The following is a 20,141-nucleotide window of genomic DNA, read 5'->3' as shown; positions in this document are numbered from 1 at the left end:
CCGGCTCAGCCCATGCGCGGCTCAGCCCATGCCCGGCTCAGCCCATGCTCGCCGCGACCTCGCTCCGGAGCTGCGGCAGCTTGTCGTGCAGGACGCCCGGGCAGAGGGTGTCGCCGAAGTCCTTGTGTCCGTACAGGCGGCTGGGCGCGATGCCGTACTGGTCGCAGACGTACGCGCAGAGCGCCACCAGGACCTCCCACTGGGCCCGGGGCGGCTGTGCGCCGTCGTGGTACGCGCCCTCGTTGGCGATGCCGATGGCCTGGCCGTTCTGGCCGGACGTATGGGCGCCGAGGACGAAGTCGGTGCCGCCGCGCAGAGCACTGAGGCTGCGGTGGCGGCCCTCGGTGATCCAGCCGCCCCGGCTGACGAGGAAGTGGTAACCGGTGTCGGTCCACCCGTTCTTGTCCATGTGGAGGTCCTGGACCCAGTGGGCGTGGCGGTGGGCCTGGGCGCGGGAGACGTCGGAGGTGTTGGCGCTGACCGTGTGATGCACGATGATCTTCGTCGGCCGCTGCCCGACCAGGCTCACCGGGGTCCGCGGCGGGCGGGCCTGCCACTGCCCCGTGCCGTCGATGTCCGGTTCGACGACGTCGGCGCCGAGGGCGTGGGCCGTGCCCGGTAAGGCGGCTGCGGCCAGGCCGCCGGCACCGGCGAGGAGGATGTGGCGGCGGGACGGCTGCGGAAGGTGCACGGCGGGCTCCTGGTGTGAAGGGGTGGGCGCACGGTGGGGGTGCGGCCGGGTGAACCGCCGACGGGCTCACCCGGCCGCCGCGAGGGCCGAAAGGCTACGCCGTGTTGTTGGCGAGGGCCTGGAGCCGCGCGAAGCTGCCGTTGAACTTGTTGCGGTCCACGTCGCCGGAGACTCCGCCGACCCGGCCGGTGGCCGTGTACTGCCAGATCGTCCAGGTGGGGAAGCCGGCGGGGATGGTCGGGCTGGCGGTGCCCCAGTGGGCCACCCAGAGCGGGGACTTGGCGGACATGCCGGTCCAGCGGCCGGTGCAGGTGTTCCACCAGCTGGCCGTCGTGTAGATGACGACGTCCCGGGTGGTGCGGGCCTTGTACGTGTTGTAGAAGTCGTTGATCCACGTCCGCATCTGGGTCGTGGAGAGGCCGTAGCACATGGCGCCGTACGGGTTGTGCTCGATGTCCAGCACCCCGGGGAGGGTCTTGCCGTCCCTGGACCACCCTCCGCCGTTGCTCGCGAAGTAGTTGGCCTGCGTCGCCCCGTTGGAGACGTTCGGGCGTGCGAAGTGGTACGCGCCCCGGATCAGGCCGGCGTTGTAGGAGCCGGTGTAGTTGGCGTTGAACCTGCTGTCCTTGTAGGACGTGCCCTCGGTGGCCTTCATGTAGGCGAAGTCGATGCCCGCGGCCTTCACCGAGCCCCAGTTGATCGCCCCCTGCCAGTGGGAGACGTCGATGCCCTGGACACCGCTGGTGTCCATCGGCGTCACGCCGCCCGCCGAGGACGCGGGGCCCTGCTCGATACGGGTGCCCGCCCCCATCCACGCCTGGCCGGACCGGACCGGCTTGTCGGGGGCGGGCGCCGCGGCGGCTGCCGTGCCCGTTCCGGTCAGGATCAGCGCCACGGCACTGCCGAGAGCGCCGGCCAGCACAGCGCCTCGGGGTCTCTTGAGTCGGCGGGACGGAGAACGGTACGCGAGCATGGCCACCTCCGGGCACGTTGACGAGGACGGGATGCGCACGGCACGGCATCCGAGCGGCATCCGATAATCGGATGCCATGCACATGTCACGAGTAACGCACGGGCGCGGAAAGGCGTAAAGGGGTCGTGGGGTCTAGACCTGTGCCGCCGCCCCTCACCTGCGAGAACGTGCCGGAGCGGGGAAAATTTTCATTTCTGAAGGCCGCCGGTGCCGTTGACCGAGGTATTCAAATTTGACTAGATTGGATCGCATGACCGAGACGACGATCCCGATGCTTCCCTGCCGGACCTCCCTGATCGACTCCGTGGTCGCCTTCTACACCGCCCTCGGCTTCGACACGACATACCTGCAGAAGAGCCCGTACGCGTACGCCGTCGTCGAGCGCGGTCCGGTCGAACTCCAGCTGTACGGGATGAAGGAGTACGACCCCGCATCCTCCCACTCCGGGTGTTACGTCCTCACCGAGGACGTGGACGGTCTGCACACGGCGTTCCGGTCGGGGCTCAAGGCGGCCTACGGGCGCGTCCCGACGCGGGGGCTGCCGCGCATCGGCCCGCTGAAGGACATGTCGTACGGGGTGCGGCAGTTCCTGGTGACCGACCCGACCGGCAACACGATCCGGATCGGGCAGCCGATCAGCGAGGACGTGAACCACCGGCCCGCCCCGAAGGAGACGTTCGCCCGCGCGCTGCACCTGGCGGACCTCTTCGCGGACTCCAAGCAGGATCTCCCGGGGGCCGCGAAGATCATCGACCGGGTGCTGGGGCGGGCGGACGAGCGGCCGACCCCGGGGCAGAGGCTGCGGTTGCTCGTCCTGCGCGCCGACATCGCCCAGCGGATGGGTGAGGCGGAGCGGGCGGCGGAGCTGCTGGCGGCGGCGGAGGGGGTCGAACTCGGGCCCGGAGAAAGGGAAGCGGCCACCGACACCCTGGCCAGGCTGGCGGAGCTGCGGGGCTGATCCGCCCGGCTCAGACGGTCCGCGTCAACTTCTTCGCCGTGCTGCAGGAGCCGGCCCGCGCATGCCGCCACAACTGGACGGCCGTGAGGGCGAAGAGGGCCGTGAACGCGAGCAGGAACACGCCCGCGATCACCTGCCGGCCGCCCGGATCCCGGTCGGCCTGAAGGACGAGAACCAGCAGGGAGATGAGCATCCCGCCGAGGTAGACCGGCCGGACCCGCCGCAACTGCCGTACGGCACGGGGTGCGAGCGCTACACGCTTCGAGGTGGCCATGCCCGCCGGATACCCCCCGCTCGGCCGGCCACTCGTCGGCGCACCCGTCCGTGTCGGCCGCCGGGCGAAATTCGATGGCCGGCCCCCCGGCCCCCTTGTTACGGTGCTCGCTCCTCGACCGCGGGTTCCGACCGCGGGTGACCTCTGGGCGTGAGCCCTGGAAAGCAGTTGATGTATGCCCCGGACAGTGACTCCGAGCCTCCCTCGTCGCACCTGTGACGCCGGGGTGACCGGGCCTGACCGTCCGCGGCCGCCGTACACGGCCGACTGCTGACACCTCACGGCCGGCTGCCGTCGCGCGGCCGTCCGGTCCCGCTCCCCGTACGTCCCTGACGCGAGGGTGCTCGGTACTTCCCTGCTGTTTCTTTCCTCATCTTCGGCAAGGAGTATCCGGGTGTCTCACGACAACCCCCAGCACCGCTCAGCCATGTCCTCCCTGGACACCTTCACCTGCGTCCGCTGCGGACTGACCGTCGCCGCGCACGCGCCCGACGGCAGCCCGCGCAATCACTGCCCCAGCTGCCTGCACTCGCAGCACCTCGTCGACCACGTCGAGGGCGGCCGCTCCGACTGCGAGGGCCGGATGACCCCGATCTCCATCGCGGTGCTGCGCACCGGCGACTGGATGGTCGTCCACCGTTGCACCCGGTGCGACGAGCTGACCTCGAACCCCGTCTGCGGGGACGACAACCAGCTGATCCTGATGCGGATGGCCGTGCGTCCGCTGGCTCAGCCGCCCTTCCCGCTCGAAGCCTTCGGTGACCTGTGAACCGGGCGACCGGGAGGCTCCGATGACGCGGCGAGGGCCCCGTCGGGGATCGGGACGGCGTCCGCAGCGGGCCAAGGACGTGCTGCACGGACCGGCCGGGGCGCGCGGTGACGCGTTCCGGTGCGTCGGCTGCCGGCTCGACGTCCCGCTGGCGGCGCCGGGCACCGCCCACCGTAATCACTGCCCGTCCTGCCTGGTCAGCCTTCACGTGGACGGCCGGGTGCCGGGTGACCGGGCGGCGGGGTGCCGTGGGCGGATGGTGCCCCTGAGCCTGTCGGTGCGGCAGGACGGGGAGTGGATGCTCATCCACCACTGCCTCGCGTGCGGGCGGCTCAGCGCCAACCGCATCGCGGGCGACGACAACGCGCTGGCGCTCGTCCGGCTGGCGCTGCGGCCGCTCGCGGACGCGGAGATCCCCGTGCGGGCGATGCTCGCGCTGTGATCCCGGGGGCCGCCCGGCACCCGCCGGGCGGCCCCCGGGGCGGGGCCTCGGGCCGTCCGTCCGAGCCCGCGGCCCGTGCGGGAGGCGGACGGAGGGGCGTGAGCCGGCCGGACAAAAGCGGAATGGGGCCCGGCCTCGCGGCCGGACCCCCCTCGCTTTCCCCTCCCGTCGGGCCTTCCCGTTCCCCCCGGACCCCTCCCCGGAAGTCCCGACGCCCTGTGTGACCCGGGAGGGTACGCAAAGGTTGCAGCCCTTTACGATCTCTTTACTCTCGGTCGCGTCCGGGGCTCTCAGCAGGCATGTCGTACGTACCGTTCCGCCACTTCCGCCAGGACCTCCGCCCCGTCGCGGGCCCACAGTGCCTCGTTGAAGATCTCCACCTCGATCGGGCCGTCGAAGCCGGCCGCTTCCACCGCGCGGCGGAACGCCCGGAAGTCCACACTTCCGTCGCCCAGTTGCCCCCGGCCCAGCAGAACGCCCGCCGGAAGCGGGGTGATCCAGTCGGCCAGCTGGAAGGAGTGGATGCGGCCGCCCGCGCCCGCACGGGCGATCTGGGCGGGCGCCCCGTCGTCCCACCACAGGTGGTAGGTGTCGACGACCACCCCGACCTGCTCGGCCGGGAACCGTTCCGCGAGGTCCAGGGCCTGGGCGAGGGTGGAGACCACACAGCGGTCGGAGGCGTACATCGGGTGCAGGGGTTCGATCGCCAGGCGCACCCCGCGCGTCGCCGCGTACGGAGCCAGCTCCGCCAGCGCCTCGGCCACCCGCTCCCGGGCTCCGTGCAGGTCCCGGCTGCCGGGCGGCAGGCCGCCGGAGACCAGGACGAGGGTGTCGGTGGCGAGGGCCGCCGCCTCGTCGATCGCCGCCCGGTTGTCGTCCAGGGCCCGGGCGCGCTCGGCGGGGTCGAGGGCGGTGAAGAAGCCGCCCCGGCAGAGGCTGGTGACGCCGATCCCGGCGTCGGAGAACAGCCGTGCCGCGCGCTCGACGCCGTACGCCCGCACCGGGGCCCGCCACAGGCCGACCTTGCCGACCCCCGCCCTGCCGCAGCCCTCGGCGAGCTCCGGCAGCGACCACTGCTTGATGGTCTCCTGGTTGACGCTCAGACGTGCCAGGACGTCGTCGGTCATCGTGCGCCTCCCTGGACGGCGAGCAGCGCGCGCATGCGGTGGGCGGCCAGCTCGGGGTCCGGGAACAGGCCGAGCCCGTCGGCCAGTTCGTACGCCGTCGCCAGATGCGGCAGCGAGCGGGCCGACTGGAGTCCGCCCACCATCGTGAAGTGGTCCTGGTGGCCGGCCAGCCAGGCCAGGAACACCACGCCCGTCTTGTAGAAGCGGGTGGGGCGCTGGAAGAGGTGCCGGGACAGCTCGACCGTCGGGTCCAGGAGGGCCCGGAAGCCGGCCACGTCCCCCGTGTCCAGCACCCGTACCGCGTGGGCCGCCAACGGGCCCAGCGGGTCGAAGATGCCCAGCAGGGCGTGGCTGAAGCCGCGTTCGTCGCCCGCGATCAGCTCCGGGTAGTTGAAGTCGTCACCCGTGTAGCAGCGGACCCCGCCCGGGAGGCGGCGGCGGACGTCGATCTCGCGGGCCGCGTCCAGGAGGGAGATCTTGATGCCGTCGACCTTGTCGGGGTGTTCGGCGATGACCTCAAGGAACGTGTCCGTGGCCGCGTCCAGACCGGTGCTGCCCCAGTAGCCCTCCAGGGCCGGGTCGAACATCGGGCCCAGCCAGTGCAGGATCACCGGCTCCGACGCCTGCCGCAGGAGATGGGCGTACGTGGCGAGGTAGTCCTCGGGCCCCCGGGCGGCGCGGACCAGGGCGCGTGATGCCATGAGGATCGGCTGGACGCCGTGCTCCTCGGCCAGGGCGAGCTGCTCCTCGTACGCCGCCGTCACCTCGGCCAGGGCGGGTGCGGGGCCTTCGGGCAGCTGGTCGGTGCCCACGCCGCAGGCGATCCGGCCGCCCACCGCCTTCGCCTCGGCGGCCGAGCGGCGGATCAGCTCGGCCGCGCCCGCCCAGTCGAGCCCCATCCCGCGCTGCGCGGTGTCCATGGCCTCCGCGACGCCCAGGCCGTGCGACCAGAGGTGACGGCGGAAGGCGAGCGTTGCCTCCCAGTCGACGGAGGCCGGTCCGTCCGGGCCGATGTCCGCGTACGGGTCGGCGACCACGTGGGCCGCCGAGAAGACCGTACGGGAGGAGGGGGCCCCGGCTCCCGGCGCCAGGTCGAGCGGGGTGGCGCGGGGGGTGTACGGGCCCTGGGGCAGGTGGATCGTGGTCGTCATGCCGGCCGCTCCCCGTCGTTGCGCCGTGTGGCCGGCGGTAGCGGGTTTCCGTCGCCGCGCCGCGCGGTCGGGCTGTACGTCACAGCGTCAGCTCCGCGACGGCGAGACGGCGGCCCTCGGCGGACGACTTCAGCCCGAGTTCGGCCAGTTGGACGCCCCGGGCTCCGGCCAGGAGGTCCCAGGTGTACGGCGTGTCCTGGACGACATGGCGCAGGAACAGCTCCCACTGGGCCTTGAAGCCGTTGTCGAACTCCTGGTTGTCCGGGATCTCCTGCCACTGGTCGCGGAAGGACTCGGTGACGGGGAGGTCCGGGTTCCAGACCGGCTTGGGGGTCGTCGAGCGGTGCTGGACACGGCAGTTGCGCAGTCCCGCGACGGCCGAGCCGTGTGTGCCGTCGACCTGGAACTCGACGAGCTCGTCGCGGTTGACCCGGACCGTCCAGGAGGAGTTGATCTGCGCGACGGCCCCGCCCGCCAGCTCGAAGATGCCGTACGCGGCGTCGTCGGCGGTCGCCTCGTACGGCTTGCCCTGCTCGTCCCAGCGCTGCGGAACGTGCGTCCGGACCTGCGCGGTCACGGAGGTGACCGGGCCGAACAGCTCGTGGAGCACGTACTCCCAGTGCGGGAACATGTCGACGACGATGCCGCCGCCGTCCTCCGCCCGGTAGTTCCACGAGGGGCGCTGCGCCTCCTGCCAGTCGCCCTCGAAGACCCAGTAGCCGAACTCCCCGCGCACGGACAGGATCTCGCCGAAGAAGCCGCCGTCGATCAGGCGCTTCAGCTTGCGCAGGCCCGGGAGGAAGATCTTGTCCTGGACGACGCCGTGCTTGATCCCGGCGTCGCGCGCGAGGCGGGCCAGGTCGAGGGCGCCCTCGACGTCCGTGGCGGTCGGCTTCTCGGTGTAGACGTGCTTGCCCGCCGCGATCGCCTTCTTGATGGCCTCCACCCGGGCCGAGGTGACCTGGGCGTCGAAGTAGATCTCGACCGTGTCGTCCGCGAGTACCGCGTCGAGGTCCGTCGACCACTCGGTCAGCCCGTGGCGCTCGGCGAGTTCCTCCAGGGCGTGGGCGCGCCGGCCGACGAGCACGGGCTCGGGCCACACCACCTCGCCGTCGCCGAGGTCCAGGCCCCCCTGCTCACGGATCGCGAGGATCGAGCGCACCAGGTGCTGCCGGAGCCCCATGCGTCCCGTGACGCCGTTCATGGCGATGCGCACTGTCCTGCGTGTCACGAAGTTTCCTCCATACAGCCGTAGCAAGCGCTTTCTATCGGAGATGACGCTAGCCTGCCGACAGCGGCCGGACAAGAGGGGGCCGCACGTGACCTCACGGAGGACAGCGATGACAGTCACCCTGGCGGATGTGGCGGCCCGCGCCCGGGTGTCCCCGGCCACCGTCTCCCGCGTGCTGAACGGCAACTACCCGGTGGCGGCGTCGACCCGGGAACGGGTCCTGCGTGCGGTGGACGATCTGGACTACGTGCTCAACGGGCCCGCGAGCTCCCTGGCCGCCGCCACGTCGGACCTGGTCGGCATCCTGGTCAACGACATCGCGGACCCCTTCTTCGGGATCATGGCGGGGGCGGCGCAGACGCAGATCGGCGGGCCCGGAGACGGTTCGGGACGGGCGGGCGGCGAGAAGCTGGCCGTCATCTGCAACACCGGCGGCTCCCCGGAGCGCGAGCTGACCTATCTCACGCTCCTCCAGCGCCAGCGCGCCGCCGCCGTCGTCCTCACCGGCGGCGCGGTCGAGAGCCCGGCGCACCAGGCCGCGATGGCGGCGAAGCTGGCGAAGCTCGCGGACGCGGGCACCCGGATCGTCTTCTGCGGGCGGCCCCCGCTGCCCGAGGGGGACGCGCTCGTCGCCGCCCTCGCGTTCGACAACCGGGGCGGCGGCCGCCGCCTCACCGAGCACCTGATCTCGCTGGGCCACCGCCGGATCGGTTACGTCGCCGGGCCCCCGGAACGCACCACCACCCGCCACCGGCTGGAGGGCCACCGGGAGGCCCTGCGCGCGGCGGGGCTGGAGGACTTTCCGGCAGGGGGCGGTACGGCCGGCGGCGCGGGGGCCGACGGCGACCGGCTCGTCGTGCACGGCCCCTACGACCGGCGCTCCGGGTACGAGGCCACCCTCGAACTCCTGCGCAGGGCCCCGGACGTGACCGCGATCGTGGCCGCCAACGACACCGTGGCGCTGGGCGCCTGCGCGGCGGTCCGGGACCAGGGGATGCGCATCCCGCAGGACATCTCGGTGGCGGGCTTCGACGACCTGCCGTTCTCGGTGGACGCGGTACCGGCCCTCACGACGGTCCGGCTGCCGCTCTTCGAGGCGGGCGCCCGGGCGGGACGGCTCGCGATGGGCAAGGAGAACCCCCCGCCCGGCGGCATCGCGACGATCGCGGCCGAGCTGATGATCCGGGGGTCCACCGCGGCACCGAGGGGCTGACCCGGCCGCGGGGCCGGCCCGGTCGCCACCGCCGTACCCGGTGGGCGTCCCCGGGCCGTGGGGGCGCCCGCAGGCCGGAGGGCGAAAGATGGGGGCGACTCCCCCATGTGCCCGTACCCCCTCCCCCGCCACGATGGTCACGGGCGGCCCGCACGGGGCCGGTCCGGGACCGGGGAGGTGCGGAGCGGTGGCGGAGAAGAACCTGATCGACAGAGGTACGAGCCGTCGCCCGGCCCCTGCCGCCCCTGCCGTCTCCGTCGCCTCCCTCCACCGCGCGGCCTCCGAGCCGTGGTGGCTGCCCGGTGTCGTCGGGGGCAGCGCTTCCGGTGAACCCGCCTGGGCCGCCTTCGCCCGGGAGGCCGTCGCCGCCGCGCCGTGCGACGCGGTGGTCGCCGACCGCGCGTACCCGGGGCTCAGCGGCTTCGGGCCGATCGTCGCGCCGTTCGTGGAGGCGGCCGAGGGACGGCTCCGGGACGCGCTGGCGGACGGGGAGCCCGAGGAGGACGGGGCGCCCGTCCTGGCGGACTTCCGGCGGCAGTTGACCCGGCGGCTGGCCCGCATCGCGGCGCGCACGCTCGTCACCGAGCTGCACGAGGCCCGGCGGCTGGGCCGGTTGAGCGGGGAGGGACCCGAGGAGCGCTTCCGGGACTTCGTCGCGCAGACCGCCCGCCGCGACGGCCTCGACCGGCTCGTCACCGGCTACCCCGTGCTGGCCCGCCTCCTCGCGACGGCCTGCCTCACCACCGCGTCCGCCTTCGCGGAGCTGGTCGCCCGGCTCGCCGCAGACCGCCATCTGCTGGCCCCGGCGGGAGTGTTCGGCGCCCCGGACGGCGGTCCGGGCGGGCTCGGTCCGGCTGCCCGGCCGGGGGCGCTCACCGGGGTCGAGGCCGGTGCGGGCGACAGCCACCGCGGCGGCCGGTCGGTGATGCTCCTGCGGTTCGCCGACGGCACCCGGCTGGTCTACAAGCCGCGCCCGCTCGCGGCGCACCGGCACTTCAACTCCCTGGTCGAATGGTTCGGTTCGCTGCCGGGCGCCCCCGAGCTGCGGGTGCCGCGCGTCCTGGACCGGGGGGACTACGGCTGGGCCGAGTTCGTGGAGGAGCGGCCCTGCGCCTCGGGGACGGAGACCCGGCAGTTCTACCGGCGCCAGGGTGCGCTGCTGGCCCTGCTCCACGCGCTGGACGGTACGGATCTGCACCACGAGAACCTCATCGCCTGCGGCCCGCACCCGGTCCTGGTCGATGTGGAGACCCTGTTCCACCCGCCGCTGGGGCCCGCCCGCTCCGCCGATCCGGCCGCCCGGGCCCTGCACGACTCCGTCCACCGGGTCGGCCTGCTCCCCCAGTTGCTCGTCGGGGACACCTCGGCGCTCGACATGTCCGCCATCGGCGGGGGCCGGGCCGCGTCGTCCCCCATCGAGACCGCCGACTGGGCGGAGGCCGGCACCGACCGCATGCGGCTGGTACGGCGAGCGGGGCGGTTCACCGAGTCCGCCAACCGGCCCCGGCTCGACGCCGAGCCGGCCGACCCCTGCGCGTACACCGAGGCCCTCTGCGACGGATTCCGCGCCGGATACACGGCGATCCACGACCACCGCGACGAACTCCTCGGCGCGGACGGGCCGTTGCGGCGGTTCGCCGAGGACGAGGTGCGCGTCGTCCCCCGGCCCACCTGGACGTACACGACGCTGCTGGACGAGTCGACCCACCCCGACCTGATGCGGGACGCCGCCGAACGGCACCGGGTGCTGTCCCTGCTGCGCACCCCGCTCCTGGGCGTGCCCGCGCTGTCCGGCGTGGAGGACGAGGAGATCGCCGAGCTGTGGTGCGGTGACGTGCCCGTGTTCGCCACCCGGCCGGGCTCCGGCCGGGTGTGGAGCGGCACCGGCCGTACGGTCGTGGCCCCGGCACCCGACGGGGCAGCTCCCGGCGCCGTCGCCCCCACCGGTCTGGCGCGCGTCGAGGCGAAGGTGCGCGCGATGGACACCGTGGACCGCCAGGACCAGGAGCGGATCATCCGGACCGCCATGGTGAGCACCTCCCCCGAGCCGCCGCACCGGCCCGGCCCGGGCAGCCGGACGCCGGGAGCGGCGACCGCGCCGGAGCCCGAGCAACTGCTGTCCGCCGCAAGGTCGGTGGGCGATCAGCTCGTCTCCCTCGCCTACCGGCACGAGGGCCGCACGAACTGGATCGGGCTCGAACTGCTCGGCGAACGCTACTGGCGGCTCACGCCGATGGCGGCGGACCTCGCCGGCGGCTACACCGGCCCCGCGCTCTTCCTGGCCCAACTGGCCGCGCTCACCGGCGTGTCCCGGTACGCGGAGGCGGCCCGCGAAGCGCTCGCGCCCGTCCCGGGACTGCTGGACGCCCTGCACGGGCGGGCCGACGAGCTCGGGGCCCTGGGCTCCGGCGCGTACGCGGGCCTCGGCGGCATCGCGTACGCCCTGACCGAGGTGGGCACGCTGCTGGGCGACCGGGAGGTGCTGGACCAGGCCGGTCCGGCCGTCCGCCTGTGCTGTGCGGCGAACGCGGCCGAGGACGGGTACGGGGTGCGCGGCGGCGCGGCGGGCGGGCTGGTCTCGCTGCTCGCGGTGTACCGCGCCACCGGCCGGCCGCAGGCCTGGTGGGGCGCCGTGCGCTGCGCCGAGCGGCTCGCCGCCGCCCCGGCTCCCGGGACCGGAGGCTTCGCCGACGGGGCGGCGGGGATCGGCTGGGCGCTGCTGCGCCTGGCCGAGGCCGGGGGCGACGCCCGCCACCGGAACGCCGGGCTGCACGCCCTGCGCCGGGCGACCGCGCTGACGGACGCCGCGACGGCCCACGGACCCGCCTGGTGCGACGGCGTGGCCGGGGTGGCGCTGGCGATCGCCGACAGCCCCGACGCGCGGGAGGATGCGGAGCTGTCCGGCTGGCTGGCGGCGCGCTCCGGCGAGCTGGCGGGCAGGGGGCCGCTCGCCGACGACAGCCTGTGCCACGGGGAGTCCGGGCTGCTCGAACTCCTCGGTCACAGCGCCCTGCCCGCTCTCCTGCCCGGCGTACGGGCCGCGTGGGTGCGCCGGGCCGGGACGCTGGTGGCCGCGGCGGACCGGGCGGGGCCGCTGTGCGGGACGCCCGGCCGCGTACCGCACCCGGGGCTGCTCACCGGCCTCTCGGGGATCGGGCACGGGCTGCTGCGGGCGGGGTTCCCCGACCGGATCGGCTCCGCCCTGCTCCTGAGCCCCTCCCGGCCCCCTGATCCACCCCGGTCTTCCCGATGAGACGCACCGTTGCTGATCACCACACCAACCAACAGAGGATGAGGCAGAGATGAAGCAGTACGGCGAATCGGCCCTGCAGGCGTCCGGCGACATCGCGCACGAGGGCTCCCCGGAGCACCCGGCCGGGCAGATCTCCCTCGGGTCCACCGGCGGGCTCGGTGCGCGCAGCAGACTCCTCAGCGCCTCGGAGGGCGAGAGCGGCTACAGCCACGACCTGCCGTGGACCACCATGACGGCCCCGTGGTGACCAGATCCAGCCAACTCGGCGACAATTGAGCCGAATTGGCCTGCTGCCGTGGGAGTTGTCACTCCAGTAATCTGCGGCCATGCGAGCCACTTCGCCGGTCATCGTCGGGCGAGACGAGGAGATCGGACTGCTGAGCAGCGCCCTGGACGCCGCGCAACGGCGTTCGGGGCGCGCGCTGTTCCTCATCGGGGAAGCCGGTATCGGAAAGTCCCGGCTGGTGGGCGAGTGCGCCTACCGGGCCTACGGGCTCGGCATGCCGGTGCTGCGCGGCCGGGCCACCTCGACCGGGCTCGTCGTGCCGTTCCGTCCGCTCGCCGAGGCGCTGGCGTCCCGGTTCCGGGCGGCCGGCACCCCGACCGATCCGGAGCTCGCCCCCTACCATCCGGCGCTGGCCCGGCTGGTCCCGGAGTGGCGCAGGGCCGGATCGCCCGGATATCCGGAGACGGTCGTGGAGCTGGCCGAGGCGTTGCTGCGGCTGCTGTCCGTGCTGGGCAGGGAGGCGGGCTGCACGATCCTGCTGGAGGATCTGCACGACTGCGACACGGAGACCGTCGCGGTCGTCGAGTACGTCATCGACAACCTCGCCGATCTGCCCATCCTGTTCCTGGGCACCCTGCGCCCGGAGCCGGGCGCCGCTCTGGACCTCGTACGCTCCGCCGAGCGCCGTCAGGCCGCGATCGTACGGGAGTTGAGTCCGCTCGACGACGAACAGGTGCGGGCGCTGACACGTGCCTGTCTGGAGGCGGGACCCCGGGAGATACCGGAGGCGGTGCACCGGCGGCTGGCCGGACGCGCCGCCGGCAACCCCTATCTGCTGGAAGTGCTGCTGGCGGACCTCCTCGACACCGGCCGGCTCCGGCGGACGGACGGCGTGTGGGAGGCGGTGGAGCAGCAGGGCGACTCCATCCCCTCGGACATCGTGCGCAGTTGGGCCCGCAGGCTGGAGCGCCTCGACGAGCCGGTACGGGATCTCCTGCTGGCGGCGGCCACGCTGGGCAGCCAGTTCTCGGTGACGGTGCTCCAGACCGTCACCGGCTTCGAGGACCGGGCCCTCTTCACCCATCTGCGGTCCGCGGTGGAGGCCGGGGTCATCGCCCCGGACGGCGCGGCCCCCGACCGCTACACCTTCCGGCACTCGCTCACCGCCGAGGCTCTGATCTCCTCGCTCGCCCCGGCCGAGCGCGCCTCCCTGGCCCGCCGGGCCGCCGCCGCCATCGAGCGGTCCGGGGAGCCGCTGGACGAGGACGGGCGGCAACTGGTGGCCTCGCTGCAACTGGCGGCGGGCGACCGGGCCGGGGCCGCCCGCCAGTTCGCGGAGGCCGGAAGACGGATGCTCGCTTCGGGAGCGCACGGCTCCGCCGTGGTGCTGCTGGAGCGGGCGCACCCCCTGGCCGCCGAGGTCGACCGGGCCGCCGTCGCCGAGTCGTTGGCGATCGCCCGGGCCGAGGGCGGCGATCTGGACGGCGCACTGAAGCTGGCGGACGCGCTGCCGCCGGTTCCGGCGCGTTCCGAGGCCGCCGCCCGGCGCGGCCAGATCCACATCGACCTCGCCTGGGCGGCGGTCATGGCGGAGCGCACCGCCGATGCCGCGCTCCAGGTCGAGGCGGCCCGGGTCCTCCTGGGCCCGACGCCGCCCCCGGGCCGCCGGGCCGCGCTCGTGGTGGTCGACGGCTATCTGGCGCTGCTCCCCGGGCTTCCCGGGCACGGGCGGCCGTACCGGGATCCGGTGGAGACCGAGCAGGCCGTCCAGAAGGCCGCCGAGACCGCCGAGGCCGAGGGGCTGCCCGTGGTGGCCTGCCGGGCCTGGCAGTTGCTGGCGCTGCTGCGGCGCGAGGAGGGTTTCGACGCGGCGGACGCCGCGCTGGAGCGGATGCTGTCGATCTCCACCGAACACGCCCTGCCGGTCTGGCGGGTGGAGGCGCTGGTACGGCTGGGCGCGAACGCCTTCATGCGGACCGGGGACGCGTCCCGGCTGCTCTCCGCCCGGGCGGCGGCCACCGATCTCGGCGCGCTGCTGCTGACCCGTACGGTCGACGGACTGCTCGCGATGAACGCGGTGCTGTGCGCCCGGTGGGAGGAGGCGCAGGAGATCATCGACCGATCGGCCGAGGCCAGTGCCCGGGTCGGCGATCTGTCCGCCCACCGCTATCTGCTGCTGGCCGGGGCGACGATGGCCGCGCACCGGGGGCGGCGGCGGGACATGGACCGGGCGCTGGCCGCGTTCCGGCGGGCCGGGGGCGAGCAGTCGCTGCTGGTGCCGCTCCGGTCGGGGCTCTGCCGGGCGTTCGGGGCCCTGCTGGAGGAGGACCGGGAGCGCGCGACGGCCGGTCTCGACGAGGCGCTGGCCTGGGAGTTGGACCATCCGAGCTACTACTACCTGAGCGGGCGGTACGGGCTGCGCCCGCTGCTGCGGGTCCTGGCCGGGCAGGCGGACCGGGCGGAGCTGGAGGAGGCGAGGACGGCTCCCGGGGGCTGCCTCGCCTGGAACCGGCAGTTCCTGGAGCTGGCCGACGCGGTGCTGCTGGGCCGGAAGGGGGACCCGGCCGGGGCCGCCCGGGTGATGGCGTCGTTCGCCCGGCGCTCCGCGCCGTTCCCGGTCGCCCGCCATCTGGGGCTGCGGCTGGTCGCGGACGCGGCCCGGGAGGACGGGTGGGGCGAGCCGGTGGCGTGGCTGCGGACCGCCGAGGAGTTCTTCTACGGGGCCGGGGTGCAGCCGGTCTCCGCCGCCTGCCGGGCGGCGCTGCGGCAGGCCGGGGCGAGCGTGGGCCAGCACCGGGGCGGCTGGGACCGGATCCCGTCGCCGCTGCGGAGCAGTGGGGTGACGCCCCGCGAGTACGAGGTGTTCGTGCTGCTGCCCGAGCGGCCCGGGAACCAGCAGATCGCCCGCCGGCTGTCGATCTCGCCGCGCACGGTGGAGAAGCACATGGCCAGCCTGCTGAACAAGACCGGCCGTACCGACCGGGCGGCGCTGTGCGAGTTCGCCGCCGAGTGCGCCGCCGAGCCTGCCTGAGCGGCGAGGAGCGGGGCGTACCGCCCGCCCGCGCCGCGCCGCGGACGTGCGGGGACGTACGGGCATGGGGGCCGGGGCGGGCAACATGGGGGTGCCGGGCGGTTTCGGTCGGGTGCCCGGGCGGAAAATGCGGGCGGGGCCCCGATGTGCCCAGGCTCGGGCGGCAGCAGGATCGGCCGTGCGTATGGTCCAGTCCGCCGCCCGTCCCCCTCCCGGAGGCCCGCTGATGACCCGACCTCCCGTCCGTACCGGTTCCGCCGGCGCCGCCGGTGCCGTGCACTTCTCGCTGCTCGGCCCGTTGACCGCCCGGCGGGACGGCCGTGAGCTGCCGCTCGGCCCGCGCAAGCAGCGCCTGGTCCTCGCCACCCTGCTGTCCCGGCCCAACACCCCGGTGCCGGTCGACGTGCTGACCGACGCGGTGTGGCCGGACGATCCGCCCCGTACCGCCCGCAAGAACCTCCAGGTCTACATCAGTGCCGCCCGCGCCCTTCTGGGCCCGGCCGGGGACGGCGGAGCGGACCGGTTGGTGCACGGCTGCGGGGGCTATCACCTGCGCATCGCCGAGGGCGAGCTGGACACGCTGCGCTTCGGGTCGCTGGCCCGTGCGGGGCGGGCGGCGGCCGAGCGGGGCGATGTGGCCGGCGCGGCCCGGCTGCTGCGCGAGGCGCTCGACCTGTGGGAGGGGCCGCCGCTGCACGATCTGCGGGACTCGGCCGGGGTGGCCGAGGAGGCGGACCGTCTGGAGGCCCGATGTCTGACGGTGTACGAGGACTGGGCGGAGGCCGAGATCGAGCTGGGCCGGGCCGCCGTCGCGGTGGACGGGCTGCGGGACCTGGTGGAGCGCCACCCGCTGCGGGAACGGCTGCGGGCCGCCTGGATGAACTCCCTGCACCAGTCCGGCCGGCAGGCCGAGGCGCTGGCGGTGTACGACGACTACCGGCAGCTGATGGCGCGGGAGCTGGGGCTGGAGCCGAGTCCGGCGATGGCCGCGCTGTACCGCTCGATGCTCGGCCGGGGCCGTGAGGTGCGGCGGCCCGCCGTGTCCCGGGAGACGAAGTGCCCGGTGGCGCTGCCCGCCGGTACCGGGGCGTTCACCGGCCGCCGCGAGGAGCTCCGGGACCTGCTCGGCGTCCTGGGCGGCGGCGAGGAGCGCGTGGTCGTCGTGTCGGGCCCGGGCGGGGCGGGCAAGTCGGCGCTGGCGGTCCGGGCGGCGCATCTGCTGGCCGACCCGTTCCCCGACGGCCGCGTCCACGTCCGGGTGCGCCGGGAGGACGGCTCGGCGCGCGGCCGGGCGGAGATCCTGGCGGAGCTGGGGCGGTGGTGCGGGGTGACGGAGGCCCGCGCCGAGGCCCCGGGGGCGGCGGCGGGCGCTGATGCGCCGGCCTCGGTGGCGGGCGCTGGATCCCCCGCGCCGGCCGGTGCTCTCGCGGCGCTCGCGGAGGCCTGGCAGGAGTGGCAGGCCCGGCACCGGGCGCTGGTGGTCCTGGACGACGTGCCGGACGAGGCGTCCGTACGGGGGCTGCTGCCCCGGTCGGGGAAGTGCGCCGTACTGGTCACCGCCCGGGGGCAGTTGCCCGGTCTCGCCCCGGTGCACCGGATCGCGCTGCCCGCGCTGGCGGACGGCGAGGCGCTGGAGCTGCTGGGGAAGCTGATCGGGGCCGGGCGGCTGCGGACGGACCCGGGGGCGGCGTTGCGGATCGTCCGGGCCTGCGGGGGGCTGCCGCTGGCGGTGGAGGTGAGCGGGATGCGGCTGGCGGTGCTGCGGCACCTGCCGTTGGCGGAGTACGCGGACCGGCTCGGCGACCCGTCGGCCGCGCTCGACGAACTGGTCGCGGGGGACGTCTCCGTACGGCACCGGATCGCGTCCGGCTGGCGGGACCTGGCGGACGGCGACCGGTGGGTGCTGGGTCGGCTGGCGGGGCTCACCGAGGACGGGTGCTTCACCCTGGACCGGGCCACGGTGGCGCTGGGCTGCGGGGAGCGGGCGGCGATCCGGGCCGTGGAGTCGCTGATCGACGCCGGTGCGGTGACCTCCCCGGCGGGCGAGGTCACCGCGCATGCCGCGCTGTACGAAGTGCCGCGCCTGCTCTGCCTGTTCGCGCGCGAGCAGGAGGTGCCGGCGGCGGGCGGCCGGGCCGGTGCGCCCGCCGTCGCCCTCAGCCCAGGGTGAGCAGCTTCAGCAGATCGTGCGGCCGGTGGCCGCCGTTCCGGGGGCCCTGGCCCTCCGGGGCGGCGGCCCCGTCGTTGTCCGCCCCGGTATCCGGCCCGGCATCCGCCCCCGCCAGGAAGTGCAGGGCGAGCAGCAGACCGGCCGACCCGGTGGCCAGGTCGGCGGAGCAGCGCCGCAGCCGGGCCCCGGGCACCAGCAGCCGGTCCCCGTCGGCGACCAGGTGCCAGGACAGGTTGCGCACGGAGGCCAGGACCTCGGGCCCGGCCGGTCCGCCGTCCTCCAGCTGACGGGCGGTGGCGACGAGTCCGGCGCGCCCGGTGAACAGCCCCGGCTCACGGACGAACTCGTTGCCGCAGCCCTTGCGCACCCCGGGCAGCAGGCCGGCGAGCGAGGGCGCTTCCTGCCGGGCCAGGTAGGCGCGGGCGACCAGGGCGAAGCCGCCGCTGCCCTGGTCGAGGTAGAGGAGGTGGCGGCGGCCGTCCTTGACCTGGACCGTGCCGTCGTCCATCGCGACGCAGTGGCCGGAGTCCCGGTACAGGGCGGTGCGGGCGGCGCGCAGCAGCCACTCCTCGCCGGTGAGCGCGTGCAGTTCGAGGTGGAGCAGCGCCGCGCCGCTGAGCCCGCGCAGCAGCCCGGCCGACGGCGGGGCCTCGGGCCCGCCCGCCACCGTCTCGCCCCGCACCAGGCAGTCGAGGTCCCAGGCGGTGCGCAGGGCGGTGTCCACGAGCTCCGGGTCCGGGGCGCCGGGTCCCGCCGCGGCCAGGCGGACGGCGGCCAGGGCGATGCCCGCGCGCCCGGTGAGCAGGTCGGCCGAGGGGGACGGGTGGGCGGCCTCGACGGCTCGGGCGAACAGCTCGCGCCCCTCGTCCGGGCGGCCGAGCAGTGCCAGCGTCACGGCTGTGCCCGGCAACCCGTCGTAGAGGCCGCCCGGGGCCGCGGGGTCGCGGCGACGGGCGGTCTCCGCGAGCCAGTCGGTCCAGGCGGCCGGGACCGGGGCCCCGACGCGGTGGAGGGCGTAGAGGACACCGGCGGCCCCGTGCGCCAGATCCGTACCGCCGGTGGCGAAGCCCTTGGGGTCGCCGGGGAAGAGCCGGTCGCGCCGCTCGGGCGTCGCGCCCGCGTGGATGCCCGCGATCAGCCGGGCTCGCAGCTCGGCCCAGTCGGGCGTGGGCCCGCCGAGGAGGGCGGTGATCTCGCTCTCCCGGTCCATGGCGCGCTCCGCCGCCCACAGCAGGGCCGGGCGGGCCGGACCGGCGTCGGGCGCGAGTCCGTAGCGCTCCCGGGCCCAGGACTCCAGGGACAGTGCCTTGACCCGGTCGTGGGAGGCCATCTCGGTCAGCGGCATCAGCATGGTGAGCCAGGTCGCCCACAGGGCGTAGGCGTCGGCCTCCGCGCCCGGGGTGCCGGGCGGCGCCTGGAGACCGGGAGCACCGGCCAACGGAGTCGTCTCGTCGTCGAGTTCGGTGGCGTACTCGAAGTCGACGAGGGCGAGCCGGCCGTCCGGCCGCAGGATGATGTTGGAGGGGTGCAGATCGCCGAAGCGCAGCCCCCGGCCGTGGATCTCGCGCAGCGCGTCGCCGAGTTGGGCGGTCACATGGTGCACCCACGCGGCGTAGGGGGCGAGTTCGCCGGCCGTGCGGGCTCCGCGCACCAACGCGAAGCGGGCCACGATCTCGTCGAGCAGGGTGGGCCCCTCCACGTACTCCGTCATCAGGAAGCGGTGCTCCCACACGGTCCGTACGCCGTACACCTCCGGTACGCAGTCGAGCCCGGCGAGCGCCGTGAGGGCCCGGTGCTCGCGCTCCAGCCGGGTCACGGCGTCGTCGCCCACCGCGTCGAGCCCGCAGTGCGGCCGGGCCTCGCGCAGCACGACCCGGTGGCCGGTCTCCCGGTGCCGGGCGAGGTAGATGCCGCCCGCGTTGGAGAACTGGAGCGCCTCGGTGACGGTGTACGGGAAGGAGTCGTCGCGGGCGGCGGCGCGGGCGGCGAGGTGGGGCCGCAGCAGCTCGGGCACCTTCACCCAGGCGGGCGTGCGGAACACCACGCCCCGTTCGTCGGGCACGAGTTCGCCGGAGGGGTGGCGCAGGGCGGGCACCCGCTCACCCCGGGCGTCGCGGCACCAGCGGTCGACGAAGGAGCCGTACCGTACGTAGACGGGGGCGTCGCCGATGCGCAGGTCGCTCAGGATGTACGGGCCCGGGCGGCCGGAGAGGACCGTGGTCAGCTCGTCGAGGACGCGGGTCAGGGCCGCCTCGTCCGGCGGGTAGAGGGTGAGGAACTTGCCCGCGCTGCCCCGGGACATGTACTTCCCCGACATCAGCAGGAGCGCCTGCTCGCTGCGGAGGAATTTGAACGGCACCCGGTGGCGGAGGCAGATCGCGGCGGTGTCGCTGAGGGTCAGCGCCGCCTCCTCGGGGACGGTCGACACGTGGATCTTCCAGCCCTGTTCGGCCGGTTCGCCGTCCTCGGGCAGCAGCGCGGTCCACAGCCCGCCGGCCACGCGCCGCCAGCCGGCGGGCGGTTCGGCCGTGTCGAGCAGGTAGCGGGTCTCCTGGTCGGGCAGCCGGGCCGGGGTGTCGTAGTACCGGCGGTCGGCGAGGCAGTACAGCTGGGTCTCCTGGATGCCGGGCAC

General features: G+C 74.7%; 15 protein-coding genes. 8 read left to right on the top strand and 7 right to left on the bottom strand.

Annotated elements, in window-relative coordinates; genetic code table 11:
- Nucleotides 1-37: 37 nt before the first annotated feature.
- Entirely contained in the window at nucleotides 38-691 is a 654-nt protein-coding gene (locus IE145_RS28915; RefSeq protein WP_189528381.1) for a peptidoglycan recognition protein family protein, read from the bottom strand.
- Nucleotides 692-785: 94 nt separating this feature from the next.
- Nucleotides 786-1,664, bottom strand: coding sequence for a lysozyme (locus IE145_RS28910; RefSeq protein ID WP_189528380.1), 879 nt, complete (start codon nucleotides 1,662-1,664; stop codon nucleotides 786-788).
- A gap of 250 nt (nucleotides 1,665-1,914) precedes the next feature.
- Between IE145_RS28910 and IE145_RS28905 the strand changes: the two genes are divergently transcribed.
- The gene (locus IE145_RS28905) at nucleotides 1,915-2,622 is read left to right on the top strand and encodes a bleomycin resistance protein (RefSeq protein ID WP_189528379.1); all 708 of its coding nucleotides are present in this window, start codon (nucleotides 1,915-1,917) and stop codon (nucleotides 2,620-2,622) included.
- Between the two features lie 10 nt (nucleotides 2,623-2,632).
- Here the strand turns inward: IE145_RS28905 and IE145_RS28900 are convergent, their stop codons facing one another.
- Complete coding sequence (locus IE145_RS28900) at nucleotides 2,633-2,896, bottom strand: hypothetical protein (RefSeq protein WP_189528378.1); 264 nt, start codon at nucleotides 2,894-2,896, stop codon at nucleotides 2,633-2,635.
- A gap of 427 nt (nucleotides 2,897-3,323) precedes the next feature.
- On the opposite strand from IE145_RS28900, the gene IE145_RS28895 reads away from it, so the two are divergent.
- A complete protein-coding gene (locus IE145_RS28895; protein ID WP_189528392.1) occupies nucleotides 3,324-3,665 on the top strand; it encodes an RNHCP domain-containing protein in 342 nt (113 codons plus the stop codon).
- A gap of 22 nt (nucleotides 3,666-3,687) precedes the next feature.
- A complete protein-coding gene (locus tag IE145_RS28890) occupies nucleotides 3,688-4,107 on the top strand; it encodes an RNHCP domain-containing protein (protein WP_189528377.1) in 420 nt (139 codons plus the stop codon).
- 290 nt (nucleotides 4,108-4,397) lie between these two features.
- Here the strand turns inward: IE145_RS28890 and IE145_RS28885 are convergent, their stop codons facing one another.
- From IE145_RS28885 to IE145_RS28875, 3 genes are all read right to left on the bottom strand, one after another.
- Nucleotides 4,398-5,234, bottom strand: coding sequence for a sugar phosphate isomerase/epimerase family protein (locus IE145_RS28885; RefSeq protein ID WP_189528376.1), 837 nt, complete (start codon nucleotides 5,232-5,234; stop codon nucleotides 4,398-4,400).
- Nucleotides 5,231-6,385 carry a dihydrodipicolinate synthase family protein gene (locus IE145_RS28880; RefSeq protein ID WP_189528375.1) on the bottom strand — a complete coding sequence of 385 codons (1,155 nt, stop codon included), beginning with the start codon at nucleotides 6,383-6,385 and terminating at the stop codon, nucleotides 5,231-5,233. The genes IE145_RS28885 and IE145_RS28880 overlap by 4 nt, the downstream gene beginning before the upstream one ends.
- Nucleotides 6,386-6,464: 79 nt before the next feature.
- Complete coding sequence (locus tag IE145_RS28875) at nucleotides 6,465-7,616, bottom strand: Gfo/Idh/MocA family protein (RefSeq protein WP_189528374.1); 1,152 nt, start codon at nucleotides 7,614-7,616, stop codon at nucleotides 6,465-6,467.
- A 109-nt stretch (nucleotides 7,617-7,725) separates the two neighbouring features.
- Between IE145_RS28875 and IE145_RS28870 the strand changes: the two genes are divergently transcribed.
- The 5 genes from IE145_RS28870 to IE145_RS28850 all read left to right on the top strand — a co-directional run bounded on the left by IE145_RS28870 (nucleotide 7,726) and on the right by IE145_RS28850 (nucleotide 17,509).
- Complete coding sequence (locus tag IE145_RS28870; RefSeq protein ID WP_229825929.1) at nucleotides 7,726-8,829, top strand: LacI family DNA-binding transcriptional regulator; 1,104 nt, start codon at nucleotides 7,726-7,728, stop codon at nucleotides 8,827-8,829.
- 187 nt (nucleotides 8,830-9,016) lie between these two features.
- Nucleotides 9,017-12,082, top strand: a complete 3,066-nt coding sequence (locus IE145_RS28865; protein ID WP_229825928.1) for a type 2 lanthipeptide synthetase LanM family protein — start codon at nucleotides 9,017-9,019, stop codon at nucleotides 12,080-12,082.
- A 49-nt stretch (nucleotides 12,083-12,131) separates the two neighbouring features.
- Entirely contained in the window at nucleotides 12,132-12,329 is a 198-nt protein-coding gene (locus IE145_RS28860) for a hypothetical protein (RefSeq protein ID WP_189528371.1), read from the top strand.
- Nucleotides 12,330-12,408: 79 nt separating this feature from the next.
- A complete protein-coding gene (locus tag IE145_RS28855) occupies nucleotides 12,409-15,339 on the top strand; it encodes a helix-turn-helix transcriptional regulator (RefSeq protein WP_189528370.1) in 2,931 nt (976 codons plus the stop codon).
- Between the two features lie 226 nt (nucleotides 15,340-15,565).
- A complete protein-coding gene (locus tag IE145_RS28850) occupies nucleotides 15,566-17,509 on the top strand; it encodes an AfsR/SARP family transcriptional regulator (protein WP_189528369.1) in 1,944 nt (647 codons plus the stop codon).
- On the opposite strand, the gene lanKC is transcribed toward IE145_RS28850, so the two are convergent.
- Entirely contained in the window at nucleotides 17,496-20,141 is a 2,646-nt protein-coding gene (lanKC, locus tag IE145_RS28845) for a class III lanthionine synthetase LanKC (RefSeq protein ID WP_189528368.1), read from the bottom strand. The two genes, IE145_RS28850 and lanKC, sit on opposite strands and share 14 nt — an antisense overlap.

Source organism: Streptomyces sindenensis (assembly GCF_014649035.1).
Classification (GTDB): domain Bacteria; phylum Actinomycetota; class Actinomycetes; order Streptomycetales; family Streptomycetaceae; genus Streptomyces; species Streptomyces sindenensis.
This window is presented reverse-complemented; position numbering and strand designations above follow the sequence as displayed.